This window comes from Marinobacter halodurans (assembly GCF_004327985.1).
Classification (GTDB): domain Bacteria; phylum Pseudomonadota; class Gammaproteobacteria; order Pseudomonadales; family Oleiphilaceae; genus Marinobacter_A; species Marinobacter_A halodurans.
On sequence record NZ_SJDL01000044.1, the window covers coordinates 14,782 to 41,313 of the forward strand.

The following is a 26,532-nucleotide window of genomic DNA, read 5'->3' on the forward strand; positions in this document are numbered from 1 at the left end:
AATTCCACTAAGATCAATGATTTGATCAGCCACCGTTGCCAGGGCAACGCGGTGCGTGATGCCAGGGAAACACACGATCCCGTTCAGGGATCCTGTCAGGAACGCATAGCACCATGAAACTGTCGCAACTTGGAGACCTCTATTCAACGCTGCTTGAAGCGGCCGTCGATGGCATCATCACCATCGATGAAAGAGGCATGATCACTGGCTTCAACAGCGCCGCCGAGCGCCTGTTCGGCTACTCGCGCAGTGACGTTATCGGCCGCAACGTCAAATGCCTGATGCCCGACTACGTGGCACAGCACCATGATGAGTACCTCGAGAACTACCTGCATGGGCGCCCGGCCCGGATCATCGGTATCGGCCGGGAAGTGGAAGGGCAACGCAAGGACGGTTCTGTCTTTCCCCTGCATTTGTCCGTCGGCGAGGCGGAGCACCAGGGACGCCGCAATTTCATCGGCATCTGCCACGACCTGACAAGCTACAACGACGTGCTGCGGCAATTGGGTGAGGCCCAAGAGCGCTACCGGGACATCGTCGAAAGCCAGAAACAGCTGATCTGCCGCCTGGACAGCAAGCTGCGGATCACCTTTGCCAACGCGTCGTTCACGCAGGTGGTCGGTGTCCAGCAGGAGGCGCTGCTGGGTGTTCCGCTTCCCGCCATCGCTGAAGACGCCGAACGTGAGCTGCCACGCCTGCTGGGGCAGATGTTCCGCGCCAACGATAACGTGGATGAGGTCAACATCAAGGTCACCATGAAGGCGCAGGACAACGGCGCACTGGTGGACTGGTCGTTCAAGCGGGTGGATGCAGGCTCGAACGAGGCCCCGGAACTGCAGGGCTTCGGTATCGACATCTCCCAGCAGGAGGCCGCCGTCGAGCAGGCGCTGTACCTGCAAAGCCACGACCCGGTGACCGGCTTCCTGAACAAGCAGGCGTACACGGACGCACTCGCCGCCTGGATACAACCGGGCCGACGCTGCGCCCTGCTGCACGTTGATTGCAGCCAGTTCGAACGCATCACCCAGAAGTTCGGGTTCTCGTCAGGCGACCTGATTATGGCCGAGGCTGCCCGCCGTATCCGGCAGGGACTGGACCGGACCAACCTGTGCGGTCGTATCAGCAGTAATGATTTTGTGGTCATGGTGCCCGTGATCGACCGGGACGAGGCCCAGTCTCTCGCCAACCAGCTTGTCCTGACCCTGGAAGCCGCCTACACCATCCGTGGAGAACAGATACGGCTGGACGCCACCTGCGGTATCGCTCTCTACCCAGAGGACACCCGGGCCCTGGACGCTCTCCTGCTGATGGCCTCGTCAGCGGCGAAGGATGCCCGGGAACACGGCATGGCCTTCAGCTACTTCAACCCCGCTTACCATGACGACCTGCGACGCCAGATGGACATCGAGCAGGGACTCAAGGAAGCCATCGACAGCCGGGCCATCGACGTCCACCTGCAACCCAAGTTCGACCTGGCAACGGGCCGCACCCACAGCTACGAGGCACTGGTGCGCTGGACGCATCCGCAGCAGGGGGCCATTTCCCCCGGTCTGTTCATCCCCATTGCCGAACGCTCTGCACTGGGGCAGAGACTGGATCGCTATGTCCTGACCCGGGTGGCGGAGCTGATTGCCGAATCGCTCCGTCAGGGCAAGCAGGAACCCGTCATCGCCGTGAACATCACGGCCCGGCACTTCTCCGATACGGCGCTGCCCGAATTCATCCGTGACCTGCTCCACACGCACCAGATTCCGGCCCGGTCGCTGCAACTGGAAATCACCGAAGGCATCGTCATGGAGATGCGCCGCACAACCACTGCCATCCTCGATGAGCTGCGGCAGATGGACATTGAGGTCAGCATCGACGATTTCGGGACCGGCTACTCCTCACTGAGCTACCTGCAACACCTGATGGTGGACGAGCTCAAGATCGACAAGGTCTTCATCGACGATCTGGAGAGCGAGCGGGGCGCCACACTGGTGCGGGCGGTGATCGCCATCGCCAAGGCCCACGACCTGCGGGTCACCGCCGAGGGGATCGAGACCAGTGACCAGGCCCGGATTCTCACCACCATGAAGTGCGACCTGGGCCAGGGCTACTTCTTTGCCCGCCCGGCACCCAGTGATGATGTTCTGGGGCTGAACGGGGCCCGCTCACAGAGACGATTCAGGAGTTAATCAGGGGCTCCTTAGCGATTGGACAACCACCTGTCGCTGCCGCAGGCTAACGGCCTTGCGCTCACGGCCCAACGGACTCCTGCATGGCACCTCCCTTCGATACCCCGCTGTTCTGGCTGCTTGCCGTGGTTGGCGTCATTCTCACCGGCATCTCCAAATCCGGCTTTGCCGGGGGCGCCGGCGTCCTGGCCGTGCCGCTGATGGCCCTGGCCATTCCGCTGCCCGCCGCTACGGTCATCATGCTCCCCGTGCTGCTGTTCATGGATGTGCGCGCCATCCATCTGTACTGGCGTCATGCCTCGAAGACCGACCTCATCCGGCTGGCGCCGTCGGTCGTCGTGGGGATCGTGATTGGCGGCGTGGTGATGGGCGAGCTTTCGACCGACCGGCTGGAACTGATCACCGGCATCGTGTCGATCCTGTTTGCCGGTTGGCAGAACCTGGCGGGCTGGCTGCGCCGGTTCCAGCGGGCGGGCTGGTTCTGGGGGGCGGTGTCGGGACTGACCAGTACGCTGATCCATGCCGGCGGCCCGCCGATCAGCGTCTACTTCCTGGGGCGCCAGCTGGACAAGCTACCCTGGCTGGGAACGGCCGCGGTCCTGTTCGGCATGATGAACCTGACCAAGGTCGTCCCCTACCAGCTCAATGGGTTCTGGGAAGAACGTCTGCTCTGGGTGTCCCTGTGCCTGCTGCCCGCCGCCCTGATCGGCATCCAGCTCGGCTACGTGATCCAGAAGCGCTTCGACGGCGCCACCTTCATTCGCATCTGCCGGGGCCTGTTACTGATCTCCGGCTGCCTGCTGGTGGGCAAGGGGCTGATCGGCTGACACCGGCTAACTACTCCACCCAGAACGGTTTGTGCGCTTCCCGATTGAGACTGCCCGGTGCCATGCCCAGATCCCGCTCGATCACCGAGACGTCGCTCCAGAGGATGTGTTGACGCATGGCACGCCGGGACGCCGCCCGGCGCTGCCAGACTTTGAGCGTGTGTGCGATTTGAACGGCCATGATCATTACCCCGCAATAGATGAAACCGGTGGATACGGCGCCCGTACAGCCTTGGGTGGGCTGTCACGCGCCGACGGGATAATGATCAGAAATCAGCCACTCTCATGGCAGATACAGGTGAGGGATAAGATCGCATCACAGTTGCCGTCCAGGCCAAACTGTAACCGTTACAGTCCGCATCGGCCAGGTGATGGCCTGCGGGCGCCATCCTGATGTGGGAAAACCGGGCTCAGGAATAGCCCGCTGCCCGGGCCGGCTCCGGCCGCAGCCGGGATACCCCGAGGGTCGCCATCAGCAGCATCAGCGACGACAGCCAGAGGCAGGCTTCGAGCCCGAAGGCCTGGTAGATCCAGCCCGACAGCACCGTGCCGATCAGCCGCCCCATGGCGTTGGACATGTAGTAGAAACCCACGTCCAGCGACACGCCATCGGCCCGCGCCAGGCTGACGATCAGGTAGCTGTGCAGCGAGGAGTTCACGGCGAAAACCGCGCCGAACAGCAGCAGCCCGCCCACCACAATCGCCTGGGCCGGCAGGCCGGTACCCAGCCCCAGGGCGATCAGGGCAGGAATGCCGGTCAGCAGGGCCGCCCAGAGCACAGCCGGCCCGCGCGTGGTCGTCGAGGAACGCCGGGTGAATGTCGGCGCCACGGCCTGGACGGCCCCATAGCCGATCACCCACACCGCCATGAATCCGCCGACTTTCCAGAAATCCCAGCCAAACGCCGTGTGTAGATAGACGGGCAGCGCCACCACGAACCAGACATCCCGTGCGCCGAACAGGAACATGCGGGCGAACGAGAGCACGTTGATGGCCGGGCTCTTGGAAAACAGGTCGGTGAACTTGGGCCTCGCCTTGCTCTTACCCAATTCCCGGGAAAGCAGAACCAGACTGGCCATCCAGACCAGCAGCAGGACGCCGCCCATCACCAGTACCGCTCCGCGGAACCCCACCAGCATGAGCAACGCGCCGCCAAGGAAAAAACCCACACCCTTGAGCGTGTTCTTGGACCCGGTAAGCAGCGCCACCCACCTGTACAGCCGCCCCTGCTCAGAGCCCGGCACCAGCAGCTTGATGCCGCTCTTGGCGGACATCTTGTTCAGGTCCTTGGCGATCCCGGAGAGGGCCTGGGCCGCCATTACCCAGGGCACGGTCAACATTGCCGCCGGCACCGCCAGCATCCCCAACGCCACGATCTGCAAGAACAGGCCAATATTCATGGTCCGGTTCAGGCCCATATGGGCGCCCAGGTAGCCCCCAACCAGATTGGTCACCACGCCGAAGAACTCATAGAAAATAAACAGCAGCGCGATGGCCAGCGGCGAGTACCCCAACTGGTAGAAATGCAGGACCACCAGCATGCGCAGGGCGCCGTCGGTCAGGGTGAAGGTCCAATAGTTGCCAGTGATGATCAGGTACTGGCGGATAGCCGCTTGCATGTCAGGCCAGCCCCACCTTGCGCACCAACTCGACCGTCCGGTTGGCGTAGCCCCACTCGTTGTCGTACCAGGCGTACAGCTTTACCTGCGTGCCATTGATGACCATGGTGGACAACGCATCGACAATCGAAGACCGCGGATCGGTCTTGTAGTCGATGGAGACCAGCGGCCGCTCCTCGTACCCGAGAATGCCGGTCAACTCACCCTCGGCGGCCTCCTTGAACAGGCGGTTGACCGTGTCCCGATCGGTGGGTGTCTCCACCTCAAAGACACAGTCTGTGAGCGACGCGTTGGTCAGCGGCACCCGCACCGCCTGGCCGTCCAGCCGCCCCTTCAGCTCCGGGAAGATTTCGATGATGGCGGTGGCCGACCCGGTGGTGGTCGGGATCAGCGAACTGCCGCAGGCCCGGGCCCGGCGAAGGTCCTTGTGGGGCGCATCCAGGATTGTCTGGGTGTTGGTCAGGCTGTGAATCGTGGTGATCGAGCCATGCTTGATGCCCAACTTTTCGTGGATCACCTTCACCACCGGGGCCAGGCAGTTCGTGGTGCAGGACGCCGCCGTCACGATGCGGTGAACGGCCGGATCAAATTCGTGGTCGTTCACGCCCATGACGATGTTCTTGGCGCCGCTTTCCTTGACCGGCGCCGAGACCACGACCCGTTTGACCCCCTGATCCAGATAGCCGTTCAGCACTTCGACGGTCTTCATCTTGCCGCTGGCTTCGATGACCACATCGCAATCCGACCAATCGGTCTCGGCGATGGTCCTGTTCTGTGTGACGCGGATGGTGTGCTGACCGATCACAATCCCCTGCTCGTTGTGGCTGGCTTCGTGCTTCCACGGGCCGTGCACGCTGTCGAAATTGAGCAGGTGCGCCAGGGTCCCGGCGTTGGCCCCGGGATCGTTGATGGCGACGAATTCCACGTCCGTCCAGCCGTAGGCGGCACGCAGGGCCAGACGACCAATGCGACCAAATCCATTGATACCGACTTTGAGTGTGTTCATTTCCTTGCTCCAGTTAAAAAATCTTCCACGAGGGAATCGCCGGCCCCATACCGCTAGGCGGCAGCATCCACCTTTCCTGCCGGGGTGCGCGCCGGGAACCAATGCCGGGTCCGGTTGGCCAGGGCGACCAGCGACAGCATCACGGGCACTTCAACAAGAACGCCCACTACCGTGGCCAGTGCCGCGCCCGAGGTCAGGCCGAACAGACTGATGGCCACCGCAACGGCCAATTCAAAGAAATTCGAGGTCCCGATCAGCCCGGCCGGTGCGGCGATATCATGCGGCAACCGCATCGCTCGGGCGGCACCATAGGCAATAAAAAATATACCGTAGCTCTGGATCAAAAGAGGGACTGCGATCAATCCAATCGCAAATGGGTTATCCAGAATGCGATCCGCCTGTAAGCCGAACAGCAACACGACGGTCGCCAGCAGTCCCAGCACAGTGGTGGGCTTCGAGTGGGCCAGCCAGGCATCGAGCCGTTCCTTCCCCTGCTTCAGCAGGTGGCGACGGGTCAGGGTGCCGGCGATCAGGGGCAGGACGACATAGAGCGTGACCGAGAGCAGGAGCGTGTTCCAGGGCACGGTGACCTGGGACAACCCCAGCAGCAACGACGCCAGGGGCGCGAAAGCAAAGATCATGATGATGTCGTTGATCGACACCTGCACCAGCGTATAGCTGGGATTGCCCCGGGTCAGGTGACTCCAGACGAACACCATCGCGGTGCAGGGTGCCACCCCCAGCAGGATCATGCCGGCGATGTATTCGTTGGCCGTTTCCGGCGCCACCCATTCGGCAAACACGACCCGGAAAAACAGCCAGCCCAGCGCCGCCATGGTGAACGGCTTGACCAGCCAGTTGATGATCAGGGTGAGGATCAACCCCCGGGGTTGCTTGCGCACGTCCCGGATCGCCGCGAAATCCACCTGCACCATCATCGGGTAGATCATGGCCCAGATGAACACCGCCACCACGAGATTCACCTGCGCCCAGGTGAACGCCGCAATGGCTTCAAACAGCCCCGGCAGGACATGACCCGCCGCCACGCCCAGCAGTATGGCCAGTCCGACCCAGACACTCAGAAAACGCTCGAACAATCCCATCAGGCACAGTCCATTTTTGCGGGCCGGTTCGGCATCGTCACCAGACGCCGGGCCAGAGGTTCAATAATATCCGGATTTTCGGCCGCTGCGGCCTTGAGGGTCTGAAGAATCCAGTCCGGCAGAGCCGGATGCAGTCGGTAGTAGATCCACTGCCCACGACGTTCGTCTTCAACGAGGGCCATGTCCCGCAGATGCGCCAGATACCGGCTGATGCGGGGCTGCGACAGAGCCAGCGCCCGGGTCAGTTCGCACACGCAGAGCTCCTCGTGCTGCTGGATGAGCAGCAGGGTGGTCAGACGGTTTTCATCGCCCAGCGCCTTGAACACCCCGGCCGGCGGGTAGTGGATCGGTCGGGGGGTGTCTTTCTGGTGCACCATCACAAACAGCCCGATGCGCTCCCGTAACTCCTTCAGCACCAGCGCGAAGGTGGCGAGTTGGTTGCCGGGCACCGGATCGGGAAAGTCCCAGGCGATAGTCTGCCCCACGGACTTGATGGGACGGCACTCTCGCGCCGCTTTATCGCAGAGAGTAATCACGTAATCCCAATGCGCGTCGCCCAAGGCCGTCATGGATTGGGACGACAGCCCCGCGCTATCCATCCCGGCGTCTTCAATACACTGTAACGCGAGCGGGTGCGGTTGCTTGGGGTCGGTGCCGGCACTGGCCACCTCGAACTGGTCGCCGGCCATGTGTTTGAGAATCGCCTCGGCCATCAGCGACCGGGCACTGTTAGCGGTGCAGACAAAGAGGACTCGACGGCGTGCGCTCATGGCAACCCTTAATATTCGATTTTCGTTATATGCAGCATATCGGATATTAACGTGACAAGGAATACCGTGCCGTCATTGATCCGCTGGCCGACAGGCGGGTTGGCTCACGTCAATCCGGCACTGGTGGCGAAGCGCCACACCGCATACAATGGCGTCGCCCGTGGAATGCCACGGGCTTCGTTCTCAGGGCGGGGTGAAAGTCCCCACCGGCGGTGATGGCGCCTGACGCCTCAGCCCGCGAGCGCCTCAGGGCTTTGCCCGGAGGGTCAGCAGATTCGGTTAAACTCCGAAGCCGACGGTGATAGTCCGGATGGAAGAGAAGGAACGATTGAAAAGTCCAGACCGCGGATGAACCGCGAGGCGCACAGCCTCCTGCGTTTTCCGCCGTATGCCATTTTCTGCGTTTCCAGATGGCATGGCCGTAGAGCGTTGCGAACGCTGTCGGTTGTGCCTGCATGCCCTGATTCTAGTGACAGGAGCCCATCAAAGGCTCCCCATGAGAGATCAACTATGAATCAGCAAACCTCCTTGAACCTTTCCGACGCGAGCCGCAACCAGCGTATTGCCTTTATCCAGGGCAACTGGCACCTCGACATCATCGATCAGGCGCGTGAAGCCTTCCTGGCGGAAGTCAGCCAGCATGGTCTGGACGCCGATCAGGTAGACATCATCACTGTCGCCGGGGCTTTTGAAATCCCGCTGCAGGCCAAGCTGCTGGCCGAAAGCGGCCAGTACGGCGCGATCGTTGGCGCCGGCTTCGTCGTGGACGGCGGCATCTACCGCCACGAATTCGTCGCCCAGGCGGTGATCGACGGGCTGATGCGGGTGCAGCTGGATACGAGCGTGCCGGTCCTGTCTGCGGTGCTGACGCCGCACCATTTCCACGAGCACGCGACGCACCACGACTACTTCTACAAGCACTTCTCCGAGAAAGGCGTTGAAGTGGCACGCGCGTGCCTGATGACGTTGGAGAATATGGAACAGGCGCGGAAGTTAACCGCCCAGTAGGTGAGAAGGGCTGCCTCCGGGACGAGTCGGCCCCGAGCATGTAGCAGACGCTTCAGCTTCTGAGGCGCCGCCCAGGCGCCCCAGTCGCTATCAATTCTCCCGAAGATGAAGCGTCTTGTGCTCAACCTTGTGGCGATAACGCCATAGTCTAATCGAAGCGAATGGACGCCCTTGCCGGAGAAAGGACAGGGATGTCCTGGCCGCAATTGCCGGCCAGGGATGGCGGTGTATTGCGGCGGAGGCAAGGGGGTTCATTGGCTTCTGGCTCCATAAGTTCAGGCTGGCGACGTTGATGCCTTTCGATCTGAAAAAAGGCCGTCCTGTGGACGGCTCAGAAGCTGAAGCGTCTGCTACATTTTAACGATACCTACGAGTTGTCTGCGGTCCGATGCTCATAGGTCGCATCCAACCGCGACTTCAGATAATCCGCAAACGTCACCGGCGCGTACTTGGGCGTCTCGTCCGGGCAGATGTCCCGCGAATCCACCACCGAATCCGGATTGGCTTCCAGGAAGTAGGCGATTGAATAGCGCTCCTGCTCCGGCGGGCGCACCCGGTGCGGGGTGGACACGTAGGTGTCGTTGCTCCAGCGCATCAGGCAGTCGCCAATGTTGCACACGAACGCCCCCTCGACATGAGGCGCGTCGATCCACTCGCCCTGGCGGGTCAGCACTTCCAGCCCCGCCACCTTGTCGGTAGCCAGCAGGGTCAGGTTGCCGTAATCGGTATGGGCGCCGGCGCCGCCGTCCTTACGATCCGACTGGCCGGCACTGGCCGGGTAACGCAGGATGCGCATGGTGACGACCGGCTCGGCCAAATGTTGGGCGAAGAAGTCTTCCGACACGCCCAGATCCAGACTGAAGCCGCGATGGATCACACGCCCCAGATCCAGGCACGCGTCAAAATACGCCAGCAGGTTGTCCCGCCAGCCGGCCAGTTCCGGCCAGAAATTCACGCCGCGAAACGGCTTGCCCGCTACCACTTCCGGATGGTCTTCCGGCAGTTCCACGCCCAGGTTGAACGCTTCTTTCATGTCAGCGCCGGATTCCGGGTTCAGCTTCTCGTCCGCCATGGCGACGTAGCCGCGATTGTGGGGCGAGCGCTTGATGGACAGCGCCTGCTTGTCCTCTACCGGCAGGGCAAAGAAGCGCTGGGACTCGGCAAACGCCGTGTCGATCACCGACTGGGGAATGCCGTGATCCACCGCGTAGAAGAAGCCCACCTCACGGCAGGCGCGACCCAGCTCGGCGGCGGTCTTGCGGCGCTCTTCGATATCGTCGCTGCGCAGACCGGCGATGGAAATCAGGGGAATTTCTTTCATATACACTCCTTCGGAGCGCTCTAAACCATGTCGACGCGAAGATGATCCAGAGCACGGCATCGTTCATGCAGGGACAGGCCACAGGCTTGAGCCGTGGCGACCACATGGCCCTCGTCGACCTGCGTCGACCGACCGTTCTCAATCAGGCAGTGCCCGTCCACCCAGACGTGGGTGACGTTGCTGCCGCGCGCGGCAAACACCAGATTCCATACCAGATTGCCGCCATCGTCCCTGATGTCGTGGGGCGTCAGGTTAGGCGCCCCCAGATCCAGCATCACGAGATCGGCCTTTTTGCCCACCTCGATCGATCCGATCTCCCCGTCCAGCCCCAGCGCCTGGGCACCGCCAATGGTGGCCATGCGCAGGATCTGGTCCGCCGGCAGCGCGGTGGCGTCCAGCCGAGTGGCCTTCTGGATCAGGGAGGCGAATTTCATTTCCTCGAACAGGTCGAGGCTGTTGTTGCACACCGGGCCATCGGTGCCCAGCCCGAGCGTCAGCCCCGCCGCCAGCATGTCCGGCGTGCGGGCCACACCGCTGGCGAGTTTGGCGTTGCTGACCGGGCAATGGGCAATCGAGGTGCCGGTGTCGGCGAGCCGTTTGATCTCGTCGTCGTTGAGCCAGACGCAATGGGCGATCAGGGTCTTCTCGCCGAGCACCCCGTAGTGGTCCAGCAGGCCAATGGAGCGACGGCCGAACGCGTCCAGCACCGCCGCTTCCTCTTCCTTCTGTTCGCAGGCGTGAGTGTGGATGCCCACGCCAAAGTCCTGCTGGCAGCGCACCGCGTCGCGGTAGGCGTCCTCGCTGCAGTAGAACAGGTGCTCCAGCCCCATCCACACCTGGATGCGGCCGGACTGGCTGTCGTGATGGGTCTTGATCAGGCGTTTGTTTTCGTCGCGGGTCGCAAAGAAATCCTTGCCTGGCCGGTCCGCCACGTAGGGTGCCAGATTGACCCGCAGGCCGATTTCACCGGCGGCGTCGGCGCAACGGTCCATGAAGCGGAACATATCCATGACGCAGGTGGTGCCGCCTTTGAGCGCTTCGAGGTAGCACAGGCGGGCCGAATGGTAAGCGTCCTCCTCCGTCAGCGCCCGGTGCTCCAGCTGGTAGTAAGGCAGCCACTCCATCAGCGGCATGTTCTCCGTCACGCCGCGCATCAGGCTGGAATGGGAGTGGGCATCCACCAGGCCCGGGATCAGCACCTTGCCGCGACCGTCCACCACCGGGCAGTCCGACGGTACGTCGACAGCTTCAGAAGGACCGACGGCGCTGATTCGGTCGTCTTCCACCAGAACGGTGGCATCCGGGATGACCGTGTTCCTGGGGTCGACCGTAAACACGGCCACGTGGGTGATGGCGAAACGGGACATATCACATCACTCCGGCCGGACCGGCGGTGCCAGATCGACGGTATCGCAGTTGTCGCCGGGGCCGCGACGGTCCACCACCAGGAAGTCCGCGTCCCGGTTCACCGGCAGCAGCGGCGCGTGCCAGGTGCCGGCATGGTAGTTCACACCCTGCCCGGGCTTGGCGTAAAAAACCTGAACTCTGGCCGGATCAAACTCACCCGGCGGCGCCACCACCACCCAGTAGGGCTCATTACCGATCGGCATAAACGCCTGGCTTCCCTTCGGGTGGCGCTCCATCAGGTCGATCAGCAGCGGTTCCAGCGGCTGGCCGCGGAAGATGGAGATGATGGCATCCGCATCCTCGCCCAGGGTTTCCACCGCCGCCAGGGCATGGAAACGCTCGGTGCGACCGGCGTTGATGGGAAACGACGCGGCACCGTTCGTTTCAATCACGTCGCCGAACGGCGCAAACGCCGCCCGGGTCAGGGGCTGACTCTGGATGACCCGCGGCGCGCTCATTGGACCGCCTTCCCCCACAGCCGCACGCGACTGATGCCACCGTCCGGGATGCTGTTCACCCGGATGTGGGTGATCGGTCCAAGGTCCTTCAGCTCGCTGAATTCGTGGATGGCGTCGGCCGTCAGCGGCTGCTCGTCGAGCAGGGTCTCCCAGAACATGCTCTGGGTGATGATGGACTGGCGCGTGCCCTGCTCCACGCAGGCCGCCTGGATCGAGACGCGGTCCGGGAAATTGCCCTTGAAGTGGGCGGTGTCGATCTCGAGGCCTTCGGCGAGGCCCTTGTGACCCAGCTTGAGAATGCACCACTCGTTGCCCGGTTCCCGGCGGCGACGGGTTTCCCAGCCGTCGCCCATGTTGATGCCCCGCCCGGGACGCAGCAGCTTGCGCGGCTCGCCATAATGGGCGTCGCTCCAGGCCACCTGGTCGCCGCCGTTGGCCAGCGCCAGCAGGTCCAGGCGCTCGTCGGTACTGCGGTTGTCCCAGTCGCAGAACGGCTGGCCGTAGACCCGGAAACGGGCCATGCCGCCATCGGGCCAGATGTGCAGGCGCAGGTGGGTCCAGGGGCCGGAAGCGGCCAGCGCTTCAAAGCGATGATCGTTGCCGGACAGGGACACCGCCGGCAGGATTTCCTGCCAGTCGGCGTCGTTGTCGGGATCGGCTTCCGGCGACCAGCAGGCCTCGACGGACGCCGCCGGGGCGAAGTTGCCGGTGAAGAAGCTGGTGTCGAAATCGACGCCGTGCAGCACGCCCGGCATGGCCAGGCGCAGGATGCACCAGTCGTGGCCCGTGTTGCGACGGCGGCGGGTTTCCCAGCCGTCCATCCACTTGCCGTGATCGTCGTATTTATCCGGGTAGAAGCGCGCGGGCTCGGGATCCAGCATACGCTCACGGGGGGCGAAGAATTCGTCGGTGACCCAGGTCACCTCGGCGCCGAGGCTGCCGTCGGCGAGGTTCAGGTAGTCCCGGGAAAAATCAGGCCCTTCGATGATGGGGGCGACTTGTACGTCGGTCATGATTGTTGGCTCTCTGTTGTTTCGGGGAGGCACTATGGCTACGTTCTTTGTATCAGGGCAGCCTTGCAGGCTGCTCCGAAGCTAAAGCGTCGGCTACATTTTCAGCCCGCTCGAGCATGTAGCAGAAGCTTTAGCTTCTGAGGCACCGCAGGTGCCCGCCCACTCCCCAATTGATCTTTCGGTCACGCCGGCTTATAGCGATACTCCGCCTTCCTCATAGTTCAGGACAAACTGCGCCGCAATGCGAGCCTCTCCCGGCCAGTTGGCGTGGGGTGGCCGGCCGCCGTAGCCGCGCCGATCACGGGGATACCCGTTGCGCAGACTCATCGTGTCTTTGGCTCCAGGCCGCAACCGCGCAGGATCACGTCGGTCAGGAAGTTGGCCGCGTGCTCAAAATCCTGCTCTTCGTATTCGGCCTTGTTCTCCACCATCAGGATCTGGACCTGGAAGTCCGCGTAATGCTGGGTCGAGGACCAGATCAGGAAGATCAGTTGCACCGGATCGACCGGCGCCATCCGACCGTCGTCGATCCACTGCTGAATCACTTTGGCCCGTCCCCGGACCCATTCGCGCACATTGGTGCGCAGGTGATCCTTGAGGAAGGGCGCGCCCTGGATGATCTCCTGGGCGAACAGGCGGGACGCCATGGGGTGTTGGCGCGACATCTCCACCTTGGTCCGGATGAACGTTTCCAGTGCCTCTGCCGGGTCGTCGTCCGGGCTGATCTCGGAGAACACCGCATTCCAGCGACTCATGATGTCGTCGAACAGCGCCGAATAGATGCGCTGCTTGTTGCTGAAGTAGTACAGCACGTTGGACTTGGGCAACCCGGCCCGTTCGGCGATATTCTGGATCGTGGCGCCGCGAAAGCCATGGTGGGCAAAAGCCTCCTCGGCGGCGGCGATGATCCGTTCCCGGTTCTTTTCCCGAATGCGTCCCGGCCGGTATCGACGTGCCCGGCCTTTCTCCGGGGCGCCCCCGATCTCGTTGATGTTCGCTTCAGGTTGCAGACTCATGGGCATCCATCGCTGTTGATACCGGGCAGCCGTTAGCCGGCTCCCCGGGGTTGGCTTTAGACATGGACTTTTACCGGCGCACTGGTTGCGCTCTCGGTGTCCACTGCATTGTCATCACTGACGCCAGACTCGTTGTTCCGGTCCGAGTACCCAATACCCGCATAGCGTACGCCCGGATGGCCGGCGAAGTTACCCGCGTCCGGCTTGAACTGCGGGTTATAGTGGAACTCGTTTCCCCCTGCCCTAGCGACTGGGCCGCCAGGGCTGGCCGATCGACAGCGGCGTATGCAGTCGCGTCCGGGTCGGATTCGCGGACAGCAACACCAGCACGACCACCGTCACCACGTAAGGCAGCATGGCCAGTAGCTCCGGGGAGATGTCCCAGCCGAAGCCCTGCAGTACCAGATGCAGGATGCTGGCGAGGCCGAACAGGTAAGCGCCCAGCAGCACCCGCACCGGCCGCCAGGTGGCGAACACCACCAGCGCCAGGGCGATCCAGCCGCGGCCGGCGGTCATGCCTTCGGTCCACAGCGGGGTGTAGGCCAGCGACAGGTAGGCGCCCGACAGGCCCGCCATGGCGCCGCCGAAGCTCACCGCCAGGTAACGGATCAGCAGCACCGGCAGGCCGTTGGCGTTGGCGGATTCGGGGGACTCCCCCACCGCCCGCAGCAACAGGCCTCCCCGGCTGTGGCGCAGGAAGACATAGACCGCCACGAAAAGCCCCAGGGAGACGTAAACCAGCAGGTCATGGTTGAACAGGACCGGGCCGAGCACCGGGATGTCGCTGAGGAACGGGATCGGCAGCTTGGTGAAGCCGTCGATGGTCTTGCCCACGAAATCGGTGCCGACGAAGGCACTCAGGCCGGTGCCAAAAATGGTCAGGGCCAGACCGGCGGCGTACTGGTTGGCGGCCAGGGTGATGGCCATGAAGCCGAACAGCAGCGACATGCCCACCCCGGCGGCCATGCCGGCAATGACACCGACCAGCAGGCTGCCGCTGGCGTAGACGCCGGCGAACCCGGCCACCGCGCCGATCAGCATCATGCCTTCCTGGCCCAGGTTGAGCACGCCGGAGCGCTCGCAGATCAGTTCTCCCAGCGCCACGATCAGCAGCGGGGTACCGGCCACCACGGTTGCGGCGAGAATATTGACGATCATGTCGGGACTCATCTCAGCTCTCCTGTGTGGCCAGCGGCGTGTTGGTACCGGCCGACGCGGTGACGTGCCTGCGGGTCAGGCGTATCCGGTAGTGGATAAAGGCGTCGCAGGTGAGCAGGTAGAACAGCAGCAGGCCCTGGAACAGGCCGGTCATGGCCTTGGGCAGGTTCATGCCGATCTGCATCATCTCGCCGCCCAGGAAGGTCAACGCCAGCAGCGCGCTGGCCAGGATCAACCCGACCGCCTTCATCCGTCCCATGAACACGACGATGATGGCGGTATAGCCATAGCCCGGCGACACCTGCGGAATCAGTTGCCCGATCGGGCCAGTCACCTCGGACGCCCCCGCCAGCCCGGCCAGGCCGCCCGCCACCAGGAAGGCGAACCAAACCAGCCGCTTGCGCGGGAAGCCGGCAAACTCCGCGGCCTTGTGGTCCTCACCCAGCACCTTGAGCTGGAAGCCGATAAAGGTGCGGGCGAACAGGACGCCCACCGCAACGGCCGCCAGCAGCGCGAAGAGCAGGCCGATGTGCAAACGCGTGCCGGGAATCAGCATCGGCAGCAGGGCGGCGTCACCGAACATCGCCGACTGCGGGAAGCTGAAGCCGTAAGGATCCTTCAGCGGCCCGTGCACCGCGTACAGCAGCAGGTTCAGGGCGATGTAGTTGAGCATGATGGTGGTGAGGATTTCGTTGCAGTGGAAATGCGTCTTCAGGAACGCCGCGATGGCCGACCAGAGGGCACCGCAGGCAATGCCCGCCAGCAGCACCACCGGCAGGATCCAGAAGCCGGTGCCTTCACCGAAATGCAGGGCCGCGATGGTGGCGCCGACCGCGCCCATCAGGAAGTGGCCTTCTGCCCCGATGTTCCAGATCCTGGCGCGGTAACAGATGGTCAGGCCGGCAGCACACAGCAGCAATGGCGCGGCCTTCAGACCCAGTTCGGCCACGCCCACGGCATCACTGATCGGGACGATGAAGAACAGGCGCAGGCCTTCCACCGGGTCACGGTCGAGGCCCAGGAAGATCAGGAAGCCGGTGATGACGGTCAGCACCAGCGCCAGCACCGGCGACAGGTACTCCATCAGGCGGGAATCCACCTGGCGGCGCTCAAGCGACAGCATGGTTCACCTCCCCTGCCGCGTCGGCGAAATCGCCGGCCATCCACTGCCCCAGCTGTCCAATGCTGAGGGATTCGGTGGGCACGAGCGGCGACAGCCGCCCCCCGCAGATCGCCCCCATGCGGGTGCAGAGCTGGAACAGTTCATCGAGATCCTCGGAAATCAGCAGGACGGCCGCGCCCCGGTCGCGCAGTTCCACCAGCACCTGATGGATCGCCACCGCCGAGCCCACATCCACGCCCCAGGTGGGGTGGGAGGCGACCAGCAGCCTGGGTTCCTGCAGGGCTTCCCGGCCGATGATGAATTTCTGGAGATTGCCGCCGGACAGGCTGCGGGCCGGGGCCTCGATGCCATCCGACTTCACCTGAAAGCGATCCCGCACGCGGGTGGCATACTCCCGCGCCTTGCGATAGGCCACCCAGCCCTTGCTCACCATCCCCTGGGCGGAGGCGGTCAGCAGGGTATTGTCCACCAGGGACATGTCCGGGACGGCCCCGCGCCCCAGCCGCTCTTCCGGTACCACGGCGATGCCGGCCCGGCGCCGCGCGTCCGGTCCCAACTGACCGACATCCTGCCCGTCAAAACACACCTGATTGGCCGCTGCCTTGTACTCGCCGGACAACGCCCGCAACAATTCGTCCTGGCCATTGCCGGCCACCCCGGCGATGCCGACAATCTCACCGGCCCTCAGCTCCATGGTGATATTGCGCAACGCCGTACCGAAGGGATCGTCGCTGGCGTAGCTGAGCCCGCTCACCTCCAGCAAAGGCGCCCCGGGCGTGGCCGGCGGGACGTCGGTGCTGAGCGGGGTTTCGTCACCGACCATCAGGCGGGCGATGGCGTCGGTGGAGGTTTCGGTGGGATCGCACTCACCGGTGACCTTGCCGTTGCGCAGGACGGTGGCGTGATGACACAGGTCGCGCACCTCCTGCAGCTTGTGGCTGATAAACAGGATGCTGCATCCTTCGCTGGCCAACTGGCGCAGGGTGCGGAACAGGTCGGCCACTTCCTGCGGCGTCAGCACCGAGGTGGGTTCATCGAGGATCAGCAGGCGGCTGTGCTGGATCAGGCAGCGCACGATTTCCACCCGCTGGCGTTCGCCGGTGGACAGGCTGTGCACGTGGCGGCGCGGGTCCAGCGCCATGCCATAGTGGGTCGACACCTCGCGGATGCGCTTTTCCAGTGCCTTGCGATCCTTCGCCTCGCTGGCCGGCAGGCCCAGGGCGATGTTCTCGGTGACGGTCAGGGTTTCGAACAGGGAGAAATGCTGGAAGACCATGCCGATCCCCAACTGGCGGGCATGGGCCGGACCTTGCAGGGTCAGCTTTTCACCGTCCCAGTAGAGGGTGCCCTCGTCCGGCTGGATGACCCCGTAGATCACTTTCATCAGGGTACTCTTGCCGGCCCCGTTCTCACCCAGCAAGGCGTGGATTTCACCGGGTGCCACCGTCAGGTCGATACCGTCGTTCGCCCGGCAACCGGGGTACTCCTTGACGATATTCTCCAGACGTAGCCGTGCCGCTGCCGTCATTTCAGGACCTCTTTCACGTAATAAACTGACCAGACAATCAACATTTCTTGATTGAGCAATTTGCTTGCCAACTGGTGATTAAAAAACATTTTGCGATAAACTCGACTGGTTGGTCAGAAAATTGCAAAACACCGGTCAGGTAATGGATTCAGTAACGGCCATCGGCCTGTTACGCCAGGCAGACCGCCCCGCCCAACCGCCCTGCAAGATGCGGATTCCAGGGCCCGGAGGGTGGCCATAATACGCAAGATGGTGAGACCCGTGATCGAATTTTTCCTCAATGGCGAGCCCCGCAAGTTATCGGATACTGACCCAAATCTGAGCATACTGGAATGGCTACGCACCGAAATGCACCTCACCGGCACCAAGGAGGGCTGCGCCTCCGGCGACTGCGGCGCCTGCACGGTGAGTGTCGGTGTCCTTGATCCGGGATCGCGCACGTTGCGCTATGAGTCGGTGAACAGCTGCATTGCCGTGATCGGCAGCCTGCACGGGAAACATCTGGTGACGGTGGATGTCTTAAGGGAAGAACCTGCCCATCCGGTCCAGAAAGCTATGATCGAGTGCCACGGGGCACAATGCGGGTTCTGCACGCCGGGTATCGTCATGTCCCTGTTCACCCTGCACACGGCGCGTCAGACGGCTCCCGACCGGCTGGCCGCGCCCCCCAGTCATCACGAGCTGCTGGAAGCGCTCGCGGGCAACCTGTGCCGCTGCACCGGCTACCGCCCCATCCTCGAAGCGGCCCGGCGCGCCTGCGCCGAAACCTGGACACCCGGCGGCACCGGCAAGCGTTTCAGCGGCCCGGACTGGCTGCAGGACAGCGCCATGATTGCGTCCCTGCAACGCATCAACGGCGAGAAGGGCAGCCTCAGGGACGACCAGGGCCGCCGCTGCGACCTGCCGCAAACCCTGGAGGAGCTGCGCACCCTGCGCGCCACCTACCCAGAAGCCCGCCTGATTGCCGGCGGGACCGACCTGGTGCTGGAGATCACCCAGCAGCTCAAGGACCTGGGCCACCTGATCAGCGTGGAGCGCGTGGCCGAACTGCAGACCCTGACGATCGCCGACGATCATCTCTATCTTGGCGCCGGCCTGACGTATCGCCAGCTCCACGAGGTGTTACCGGGCCATTGGCCCCACTTTGCACCGTTACTGGAACGTCTGGGATCGTTACAGATCCGGAATCGCGGCACCCTGGGCGGGAATATTGGTAACGCTTCCCCCATTGGCGACATGCCCCCGGCCCTGATCGCCCTGGACGCCGAACTGGAACTGGACAGCCTGGATGGCGTGCGCCGGATGCCGCTGGCCGATTTCTTCAGGGACTACAGGCAGACCGAGCTGCAGCCCCACGAATTCATCCGCGGCGTACGGGCGCCGCTGCCGAAAGCCAACGAGCACCTGCTGCTGTACAAGATTTCCAAACGCCTGGACGACGACATCTCCGCCGTACTGGGCGCTTTCTGGCTGCAACTGGATAACGGCACGGTGAGCGACTGCCGGCTCGCATTCGGCGGCATGGCGGCCATCCCCAAACGGGCGGACGCCGCCGAGCAGGCCATCAGGGGCCAGCCGTGGAACGACGCCACCGTTGCCGCCGCCACTGCCGCCCTGGCCTCCGACTTCAAGCCGATGTCCGATGCGCGCGCGTCCGCCGGCTATCGCCTGCAGGTGGCCGGCAACCTGCTGCAACGCGCCCTGCTGGAGACCGGCAGCCACTTCGATTCCGCCTTTCCCCTGACGGTGACCGATTATGCGTAAACTGCCCGACACCATCGTTCAGCCGCCGGCGAGCGCACGCGGTACCGCCGGCTCGAGGATCGCCCACGACAGCGCCTGGAAACACGTCAGCGGCCAGGCCCGCTACATCGACGACCTGCCGGAGCCACCCGGCCTGCTGCACGCCACCGTCGGCCAGAGTACCCAGGCCCACGCCCGCATCAAGTCCATGGACCTGAGCGCCGTGCGCGCCTATCCGGGCGTGGTAGCCGTACTGACCGTCGACGAGGTGCCCGGCCACACCGACATCGGCCCGGTGTTCCCCGGCGACCCGGTGCTGGCCGGCGATCTGGTGGAATTCATCGGCCAGCCGTTGTTCGCCGTCGCGGCCACCTCCCTGCGCGCCGCGCGCCAGGCTGCCAAACTGGCGAAGGTGGAGTACGAGCCGCTGGAGCCGGTGCTGACCACCAAAGACGCGCTGGCCAAGCAGTTCTTTGTGCGCCCGTCCCACACCCAACAGCGGGGCGACCCGGACCAGGCTCTGGCGGCCGCGCCGCATCGCCTGCAGGCGGAGATGCACGTGGGCGGGCAGGAGCATTTCTACCTGGAAGGCCAGGCCTGCCTGGTGGAACCCACCGAAGACGCCGGCGTGTTCGTGCACACCTCCAGCCAGCACCCGTCCGAGGTGCAGAAGCTGGTGGCCGGGGTATTGGGCCTGCCGATCCATGAGGTGCAGGTGGAAGTGCGTCGGATGGGCGGCGGCTTCGGCGGCAAGGAAACCCAGGCGGCACCGCTGGCCTGCATTGCCGGCCTGCTGGCGCGCCACACCGGCCGGCCGGTGAAGTACCGCATGGCCCGCTCGGACGACATGGTGCAGACCGGCAAGCGCCACGACTTCTACAACACCTACGACATCGGCTTCGACGACGAAGGCATGCTCCAGGGTGCCGACATCATGGTGGCCGGTCGCTGCGGCTACTCGCCGGACCTGTCCGAGGCCGTCGTCGACCGCGCCATGTTCCACGCCGACAACGCCTACTACCTGGGCCAGGCCCGGGTCGTCGGTCACCGCTGCAAGACCCACACGGTGTCCAACACCGCCTTTCGCGGGTTCGGTGGGCCCCAGGGCATGATGATCATCGAGCGCGCCATGGACGACATCGCCCGCCACCGGGGCCTGGATCCGCTGGACGTGCGCAAACGCAACCTCTACGGCCCGGGCCGGGACGAGACCCATTACGGCCAGATCGTGGAACAGCATGTGCTGCCCGAACTGATCGAGCAGCTTGAAGCCAGCTCCGACTACCGCGAGCGGCGCCAGGCCATCACCGGGTTCAACCGCCGCAGCCCGGTGGTCAAGCGGGGGCTGGCGCTGACGCCGGTGAAGTTCGGCATCTCCTTCACCGCCAAACATCTGAACCAGGCCGGCGCGCTGGTGCACGTCTACACCGACGGCAGCATCCACCTGAACCACGGCGGCACGGAGATGGGCCAGGGCCTGTTCATCAAGGTGGCCCAGGTGGTGGCGACGGCATTCCAGGTGGACATCGACCGCATCAAGGTCTCCGCCACCCGCACGGACAAGGTGCCGAACACCTCGCCCACCGCCGCGTCTTCCAGCTCCGACCTGAACGGCATGGCGGCGCTGGACGCCTGCGAGACGATCAAGGCGCGGCTGGTGGACTTCGCGGTCGAGACGTATGCCGTGAGCGCCGACGAGGTCGAGTTCGCCAACAACCAGGTGCGCGTGGGCAAGGACCGGTTCGGCTGGGCGGACTTCGTGCAGCAGGCCTACATGGCCCGCGTCTCGCTATCCTCGTCCGGTTTCTACGCCACGCCGAAGATCCACTACGATCCCGAAACCGGCAGGGGCCGCCCGTTCCTCTACTACGCCAACGGCGCCGCCTGTTCGGAAGTGGTGGTGGACACCCTGACCGGCGAGTACCGGGTGATCCGCACCGACATCCTCCACGACGTGGGCCAGTCCCTGAACCCGGAAATCGACATCGGCCAGATCGAAGGCGGCTTCATCCAGGGCATGGGCTGGCTGACCACCGAGGAACTGATGTACAGCGACAAGGGCCAGTTGATGACCACCGGCCCCGCCACCTACAAGATCCCGGCCGCGTCGGACGCGCCGGAGGATTTCCGCGTGGCGCTGCTGGCGCACAGCCCCAACCGCGAGGCCACGGTGTTCCGCTCCAAGGCGGTGGGCGAGCCGCCGCTGATGCTCGGCATCTCGGTCTGGTGCGCCCTGCGGGATGCAGTGGCCAGCCTGGCGGACTATCGTTACAGCCCGCCTTTCGACAGCCCGGCCACGCCGGAGCAGGTTCTCAGGGCCGTCACCGCCACCCGGCAGTGGCTGGCCGACAACGGAGGCGATTCCTCATGCAAAAGCGCCTGACCTGGTACGAGGCCGTGGCCGACTGCGAGCGGCGCGGCGAACCCTATGTGCTGGTGACCGTGCTGGGCGTGACCGGCTCGGTGCCGCGCGAGCCCGCCAGCAAGATGGTGGTCACCGGCGAGCACAGCCACGACACCATCGGCGGCGGCCATCTGGAATACCGCATCATCGCCCGCGCCCGGGAGCGACTGGCCGCGCGGGACTACACCTGCGAGATGGCCCACTTCCCGCTGGGCGCGAGCCTGGGCCAGTGCTGCGGCGGTAGTGTCGCGGTGCTGCTGGAAGGCCATGCCGGCGGCGACGGCCGGCTGGTGGTGTTCGGCGCCGGTCACGTGGCCAAGTCGCTGATCACCATCATGGGCGAGCTGCCCTGGCAGATCACCTGGGTGGACAGCCGCGCCGACAGCTTCCCGGACGAGCTGCCGGTGAACGTGCGCCGCCACCACACCGACGACCCGATGGGCGATGCCGCTGCGCTGGCCGAGGGCGCCCATGTGGTGATCCTGACCCACAACCATCAACTGGATTTCGACCTGTGCCGGACGCTGCTGGACGCGGGCGGCGCCGCCTCCATCGGCCTGATCGGCTCGGACACCAAGGCGGACCGCTTCCGCCAGCGACTGGCCCATCGCGGCTATAGTGAGACCCAGATCGACGGCATCCGCTGCCCGATTGGCCGACGCGACGTGCCCGGAAAGCGGCCCATGGAAGTGGCGGTGTCGATATCCGCCGAGTTGCTGAGCCTGGCGGCCGAGGTCACGGATAAACCGGCCCGCCGCGGCCTGTCCTGGTCCAACCTGAAAACCCTGATGCGGGAAGACGCCGAAGCGGCAACCGCATCGAACCCGAAACGGGAGCACTGAATGTCCCTGGCATCCCTCAACGCGATGAGCGCGACCGAAGCCGCCGACACCCTGCGCACCTGCTGCGCCGCCGACCGCTGGGTCGAGGGCATGGTCGCCGCCCGTCCGTTTGCCGATCGCGATGACCTGCACCGCAAAGCGGAGGCCCTGTGGCCGGCCATGACCGAGCGCGACTGGCTCGCAGCGTTCGACGCCCACCCCAGGATCGGCGACGTGAAAAGCCTCAAGGCCAGGTACGCCAACACCCACGCCCTGGCCAGCGGCGAGCAGTCTTCCACGGCCGTCGCCAGCGATGACGTCCTGCACCGTCTGAAGGACGCCAACGACGCCTATCACGGGAAATTCGGCTTTATCTTCATCGTCTGCGCTACCGGCAAGTCCGCGGACGAGATGCTGGCCCTGCTGGAAGCGCGCCTGCCCAATTCCCGCGCGCAGGAAATCGAGAACGCTGGCCGCGAGCAGGCCAAAATCACCCACCTGAGACTGGATAAACTGGTATGAGCGAACCCAGCCCGATTACGACCCACATCCTCGACCTCGGCAGCGGCTACCCCGCCGAAGGCGTCGTCGTGACCCTCGAGCAGCAGGACAGCGACGGCTGGACCCAGGTGGCCAAGGGCACCACGGACAGCGACGGCCGCATCGGCCAATGGTTCGACGGCCCGCTGGTGACCGGCCTGTACCGCCTGACCTTCGCCACCGGCGATTACTTCCAGGCCTACGGCAAGGACTGTTTCTATCCCCAGGTGACCATCGACTTCTCCGTCAACGGTGACCAGGACCACTACCACGTGCCGCTGCTGCTGAATCAGTGGGGCTACTCGACGTATCGCGGGAGCTGATCACCATGGCGTCATCGCAACCGGTGCAGGCCTACCGGGGTCGGCTGCTGCATTTCCTGGCCGACCCCGGCCTGGAGACACCGGCGGACAACAGTTACGAGTGGTTCGAGGACGGGCTGCTGGTGGTCGAGGAGGGCCGGGTCAAGGTCGTCGGCTCCGCGGATGAGCTGATCGGATCGCTGCCCGAAGGCACGCCGGTCGAGCACTGGCCGGAGCACGTGATCCTGCCCGGCTTTATCGACACCCACGTGCACCTGCCCCAGCTCGGGGTGATCGGCAGCTACGGCGCCCAGTTGCTGGACTGGCTGGAAACCTACACCTTCCCGGCGGAAATGCGCTTTGCCGAGACCGACTGGGCGAAGAGCCAGGCCCATCGGTTCCTCGACCAGCTGCTGCGCCACGGCACCACGGCCGGGCTGGTGTTCTGCACGTCGCATCCCCAGTCGGTGGACGCCCTGTTCGAAGCCGCCGAAGCCCGCGGCCAGGCCATCACGGCCGGCAAGGTGATGATGGACCGCCATGCCCCGGAAGGCCTGTGCGACGAGGCCGAGAGCAGCTACCGGGACTGCCAGGCGCTGATCGACCGCTGGCACCACCACGGCCGACTGCAGTACGCCGTGACCCCGCGTTTTGCGCCCACCTCCACCCCGCGCCAGCTGGAGCTGGCCGGCAAACTGGTGGCGGACAACCCGGGCGTGCTGATGCAGACCCACTGGGCCGAGAACAAGGCGGAAATCGCCTGGGTGAGCGAACTGTTCCCGGACCGGGCCGATTACCTGGACGTCTACGCGCATTACGGCCTGCTTAATGACCGGGCCGTGCTGGCCCACGGCATCCACATCAACGACGGCGACCGCCAGCGGCTGGCGGAAACCGGCGCGCGCATCGCCTTCTGTCCAACGTCCAACACCTTCCTCGGCAGCGGCCTGTTTGACCTGCGCAGCGCCCACCAGGCGGGCGTCACCCTGAGCCTGGCCACGGACGTGGGCGGCGGCACCAGCCTGTCGCTGCTCAAGACCATGGCCGAGGCCTACAAGGTCTGCCAGCTGCGCGAGCAGGCGCTGACGCCCTTCCAGGCGTTCTACCTGGCTACCCTGGGCAACGCGAAAGCGCTGCACCGGGACGACGAGATCGGCAACTTCGCCCCCGGCAAGGTCGCCGATTTCGTACTGCTGGATACGGACGCCACCCCCATGCTGAGTCTCAAGCAGCACAGCACCCGCCTGCGCGACAGACTGTTCGACCTGATGATCCTGGGCGACGACCGGGTCATCCAGCGCACCTACATTGCCGGCCAGTGTCGGTTCGATCGGGATGCTGACCGTGTTTCAGAGACAGGAGTGACCGATGGCCGCGTACCTCAGTGAATGGCTCAGCCTGCTCATCCGCTGGTTTCATGTGATTGCAGGCATCGCCTGGATCGGGGCGTCGTTCTATTTCATCTGGCTGGATAACCACCTGGAAGATCCGCCCGAATGGAAGAAGAAAAAAGGCATCAAGGGCGACCTGTGGGCCATTCACGGCGGCGGCTTCTACGAAGTGGCCAAGTACAAGCTGGGGCCCGAGAAAATGCCCGGCATCCTGCACTGGTTCAAGTGGGAGGCCTACAGCACCTGGCTGTCCGGCACGGCATTGCTGTTCACGGTGTACTACTTCGGCTCCAGCGGCTACCTGATCGACAACGCCAAGGCGGAGCTGACCACCCTGTCCGCCGCGCTGATCGGCCTGGGTTTCATCGGCGGCATGCTGCTGATCTACGAACTGCTGATCCGCAGCCCGCTGGCGAAGAACGGGATGGCCTTCGGCGCCGTGCTGTTTGTCCTGCTGGTGGCGGTGGACTGGGCGCTGTTCCACATCTTTGCCGGGCGGGGCGCTTTCATCCACGTGGGCGCGGTGATCGGCACCATCATGGTGGGCAACGTGTTCCTGGGCATCATGCCGTCCCAGCGGGCGCTGGTGGAGACGGTGGAACAGGGGCGGGAACCGGACGCGCGGGTGGAACGCCTGGCGGCGCTGGCCAAGCTGCGCTCGACCCACAACAACTACCTGACCCTGCCGGTCATCTTCATCATGATCAGCAACCACTACCCGATGCTGTACGGGCATCCGCAAGGCTGGATCATCCTGGCGGCCATCGGCTTTATCACGGCCTTCGCACGGCACTTCTTCAACCTGAAGCACCGCGGCATCTACCGGCCATCGATCCTGCTGGCCTGCGGCATCATGACCGTGACCCTGATCGGCGCCATCGCCCCGCCCACCGGCAGGCAGGCGGAAGCCGCCGCCACAGCCGCTGGTGCGCCCAAGGTGGCCGACGCGGATATCCGGCAACTGGTGGACACCCACTGCTCGGCGTGTCACGCGAAGGATCCCAGCAACCCGGCCTTCCAGGCGCCGCCCGCAGGCATTGCGTTCGACTCGCTCAAAGCGGTGAAGGACCACAGCGCCCAGATCATGCAGGCGGCGGTGAACAGCCAGTACATGCCGCTGGGCAACACCACGGGAATGACGGATAAGGAACGGAAAGAACTGGGAAGCTGGTTGCAGGCCCAGAAATAGAAGTCCGGGGAGTCCATGTAGCAGACGCTTCAGCTTCTGAGGCGCCGTCAGGTGCCTTTTTTAGAAGGCTGGATTTAGGAAGACTGCGGCCCCGAGCCGGAAGCCAATGGACACCCTTGCCTGCGCTGCATTAGACGGCCGTACCTGGCCGACTAATGCGACCGGGACATCCCTGCCCCCCTTCGGCAAGGGCATCCATTCGCTTCTTTCCGACTTCGGCGTTATCGCATAAGAGTGCGTCGATCCTCTCACTCCGGTCACTGCTCATAGGCGGCTTGCACCCGATCCGATCGAAACCAATGGATGCCATCGCTGGAGCAGAGGACAGGATGTCCTCGTCGCATAAGCGGCCATGGACGGCCCTCTTAGGCGACGGAAGCGATGGCATCCATTGGTTTCAGACTCCCAAGGTCTGATTCAAGGTGCACTTCCCATGTCAGCAAACCCCATGCTCCAGATAATCGAGTAGGAGGGGGAGTCACCTCCCCCGTCCTCTCACACCACCGGGCATACGGTTCCGTACCACGGCGGTTCATGATTGGCTCTGAAGCCGGTTTATCGTATCCAGCAAACTGACCAGAGACAGGCGGTCGAACACCTTCTTTGGC

The 26,532-nt window shown here is 64.2% G+C and carries 23 protein-coding genes, 1 pseudogene and 1 riboswitch; of the genes and pseudogenes, 10 read left to right on the top strand and 14 right to left on the bottom strand.

The window, feature by feature from the left end:
• Window positions 1-113 precede the first annotated feature (113 nt).
• Together EZI54_RS20405 and EZI54_RS20410 are read left to right on the top strand one after the other, a co-directional pair.
• Window positions 114-2,177, top strand: a complete 2,064-nt coding sequence (locus EZI54_RS20405; protein ID WP_131483748.1) for a putative bifunctional diguanylate cyclase/phosphodiesterase — start codon at window positions 114-116, stop codon at window positions 2,175-2,177.
• A gap of 83 nt (window positions 2,178-2,260) precedes the next feature.
• Window positions 2,261-3,004 (top strand): sulfite exporter TauE/SafE family protein, encoded by a 744-nt coding sequence (locus EZI54_RS20410; RefSeq protein WP_131483749.1) that lies wholly within the window; start codon window positions 2,261-2,263, stop codon window positions 3,002-3,004.
• A gap of 10 nt (window positions 3,005-3,014) precedes the next feature.
• On the opposite strand, the gene EZI54_RS24525 is transcribed toward EZI54_RS20410, so the two are convergent.
• The 5 genes from EZI54_RS24525 to EZI54_RS20430 form a co-directional block, all read right to left on the bottom strand.
• Complete coding sequence (locus EZI54_RS24525) at window positions 3,015-3,185, bottom strand: hypothetical protein (RefSeq protein WP_165495822.1); 171 nt, start codon at window positions 3,183-3,185, stop codon at window positions 3,015-3,017.
• A 229-nt stretch (window positions 3,186-3,414) separates the two neighbouring features.
• The gene (gene arsJ, locus EZI54_RS20415) at window positions 3,415-4,623 is read right to left on the bottom strand and encodes an organoarsenical effux MFS transporter ArsJ (RefSeq protein WP_131483750.1); all 1,209 of its coding nucleotides are present in this window, start codon (window positions 4,621-4,623) and stop codon (window positions 3,415-3,417) included.
• A 1-nt stretch (window position 4,624) separates the two neighbouring features.
• Window positions 4,625-5,629, bottom strand: a complete 1,005-nt coding sequence (locus EZI54_RS20420; RefSeq protein ID WP_131483751.1) for an ArsJ-associated glyceraldehyde-3-phosphate dehydrogenase — start codon at window positions 5,627-5,629, stop codon at window positions 4,625-4,627.
• Window positions 5,630-5,682: 53 nt separating this feature from the next.
• Complete coding sequence (arsB, locus tag EZI54_RS20425; protein WP_131483752.1) at window positions 5,683-6,732, bottom strand: ACR3 family arsenite efflux transporter; 1,050 nt, start codon at window positions 6,730-6,732, stop codon at window positions 5,683-5,685.
• The gene (locus EZI54_RS20430; protein ID WP_131483753.1) at window positions 6,732-7,502 is read right to left on the bottom strand and encodes a metalloregulator ArsR/SmtB family transcription factor; all 771 of its coding nucleotides are present in this window, start codon (window positions 7,500-7,502) and stop codon (window positions 6,732-6,734) included. The genes arsB and EZI54_RS20430 overlap by 1 nt, the downstream gene beginning before the upstream one ends.
• A gap of 175 nt (window positions 7,503-7,677) precedes the next feature.
• Window positions 7,678-7,828, top strand: a riboswitch (FMN riboswitch).
• Window positions 7,829-8,012: 184 nt separating this feature from the next.
• Here EZI54_RS20430 and EZI54_RS20435 point away from each other — a divergent pair.
• Window positions 8,013-8,510, top strand: a complete 498-nt coding sequence (locus EZI54_RS20435; RefSeq protein ID WP_131483754.1) for a 6,7-dimethyl-8-ribityllumazine synthase — start codon at window positions 8,013-8,015, stop codon at window positions 8,508-8,510.
• A gap of 367 nt (window positions 8,511-8,877) precedes the next feature.
• On the opposite strand, the gene EZI54_RS20440 is transcribed toward EZI54_RS20435, so the two are convergent.
• From EZI54_RS20440 to EZI54_RS20480, 9 genes and pseudogenes are all read right to left on the bottom strand, one after another.
• Entirely contained in the window at window positions 8,878-9,831 is a 954-nt protein-coding gene (locus EZI54_RS20440; protein WP_131483755.1) for an isopenicillin N synthase family dioxygenase, read from the bottom strand.
• A 20-nt stretch (window positions 9,832-9,851) separates the two neighbouring features.
• Window positions 9,852-11,198 carry an amidohydrolase family protein gene (locus tag EZI54_RS20445; protein WP_131483756.1) on the bottom strand — a complete coding sequence of 449 codons (1,347 nt, stop codon included), beginning with the start codon at window positions 11,196-11,198 and terminating at the stop codon, window positions 9,852-9,854.
• Between the two features lie 6 nt (window positions 11,199-11,204).
• A complete protein-coding gene (locus EZI54_RS20450; protein ID WP_131483757.1) occupies window positions 11,205-11,696 on the bottom strand; it encodes an ureidoglycolate lyase in 492 nt (163 codons plus the stop codon).
• A complete protein-coding gene (alc, locus tag EZI54_RS20455) occupies window positions 11,693-12,709 on the bottom strand; it encodes an allantoicase (protein WP_131483758.1) in 1,017 nt (338 codons plus the stop codon). The genes EZI54_RS20450 and alc overlap by 4 nt, the downstream gene beginning before the upstream one ends.
• 204 nt (window positions 12,710-12,913) lie before the next feature.
• Window positions 12,914-13,036 (bottom strand): annotated as a pseudogene (locus EZI54_RS20460) (allantoinase); the annotation flags it as partial.
• Complete coding sequence (locus EZI54_RS20465; RefSeq protein ID WP_131483759.1) at window positions 13,033-13,725, bottom strand: TetR/AcrR family transcriptional regulator; 693 nt, start codon at window positions 13,723-13,725, stop codon at window positions 13,033-13,035. The gene EZI54_RS20465 and the pseudogene EZI54_RS20460, both read right to left, overlap by 4 nt.
• Before the next feature lie 243 nt (window positions 13,726-13,968).
• Entirely contained in the window at window positions 13,969-14,895 is a 927-nt protein-coding gene (locus EZI54_RS20470; protein ID WP_131483760.1) for an ABC transporter permease, read from the bottom strand.
• Between the two features lies 1 nt (window position 14,896).
• Window positions 14,897-16,006 (bottom strand): ABC transporter permease, encoded by a 1,110-nt coding sequence (locus tag EZI54_RS20475; protein WP_131483761.1) that lies wholly within the window; start codon window positions 16,004-16,006, stop codon window positions 14,897-14,899.
• Window positions 15,993-17,534, bottom strand: coding sequence for an ABC transporter ATP-binding protein (locus EZI54_RS20480; protein ID WP_131483762.1), 1,542 nt, complete (start codon window positions 17,532-17,534; stop codon window positions 15,993-15,995). Before EZI54_RS20480 ends, EZI54_RS20475 begins: the two co-directional genes overlap by 14 nt.
• 261 nt (window positions 17,535-17,795) lie before the next feature.
• On the opposite strand from EZI54_RS20480, the gene xdhA reads away from it, so the two are divergent.
• The 7 genes from xdhA to EZI54_RS20515 are packed head-to-tail and all read left to right on the top strand — an operon-like array spanning window position 17,796 to window position 25,924.
• Window positions 17,796-19,298 carry a xanthine dehydrogenase small subunit gene (gene xdhA, locus EZI54_RS20485; RefSeq protein ID WP_131483763.1) on the top strand — a complete coding sequence of 501 codons (1,503 nt, stop codon included), beginning with the start codon at window positions 17,796-17,798 and terminating at the stop codon, window positions 19,296-19,298.
• Window positions 19,291-21,660: a xanthine dehydrogenase molybdopterin binding subunit gene (gene xdhB / locus EZI54_RS20490; RefSeq protein ID WP_131483764.1), complete on the top strand. Its 2,370-nt coding sequence runs from the start codon at window positions 19,291-19,293 to the stop codon at window positions 21,658-21,660. Before xdhA ends, xdhB begins: the two co-directional genes overlap by 8 nt.
• Window positions 21,645-22,523 (top strand): xanthine dehydrogenase accessory protein XdhC, encoded by an 879-nt coding sequence (gene xdhC / locus EZI54_RS20495; RefSeq protein WP_131483765.1) that lies wholly within the window; start codon window positions 21,645-21,647, stop codon window positions 22,521-22,523. Before xdhB ends, xdhC begins: the two co-directional genes overlap by 16 nt.
• Window positions 22,524-23,024: a 2-oxo-4-hydroxy-4-carboxy-5-ureidoimidazoline decarboxylase gene (gene uraD, locus EZI54_RS20500; RefSeq protein WP_131483766.1), complete on the top strand. Its 501-nt coding sequence runs from the start codon at window positions 22,524-22,526 to the stop codon at window positions 23,022-23,024.
• The gene (uraH, locus tag EZI54_RS20505) at window positions 23,021-23,365 is read left to right on the top strand and encodes a hydroxyisourate hydrolase (protein WP_131483767.1); all 345 of its coding nucleotides are present in this window, start codon (window positions 23,021-23,023) and stop codon (window positions 23,363-23,365) included. The genes uraD and uraH overlap by 4 nt, the downstream gene beginning before the upstream one ends.
• Before the next feature lie 5 nt (window positions 23,366-23,370).
• The gene (gene guaD, locus EZI54_RS20510; RefSeq protein WP_207389290.1) at window positions 23,371-24,732 is read left to right on the top strand and encodes a guanine deaminase; all 1,362 of its coding nucleotides are present in this window, start codon (window positions 23,371-23,373) and stop codon (window positions 24,730-24,732) included.
• Complete coding sequence (locus tag EZI54_RS20515; protein ID WP_131483768.1) at window positions 24,713-25,924, top strand: urate hydroxylase PuuD; 1,212 nt, start codon at window positions 24,713-24,715, stop codon at window positions 25,922-25,924. The genes guaD and EZI54_RS20515 overlap by 20 nt, the downstream gene beginning before the upstream one ends.
• Window positions 25,925-26,532 lie beyond the last annotated feature (608 nt).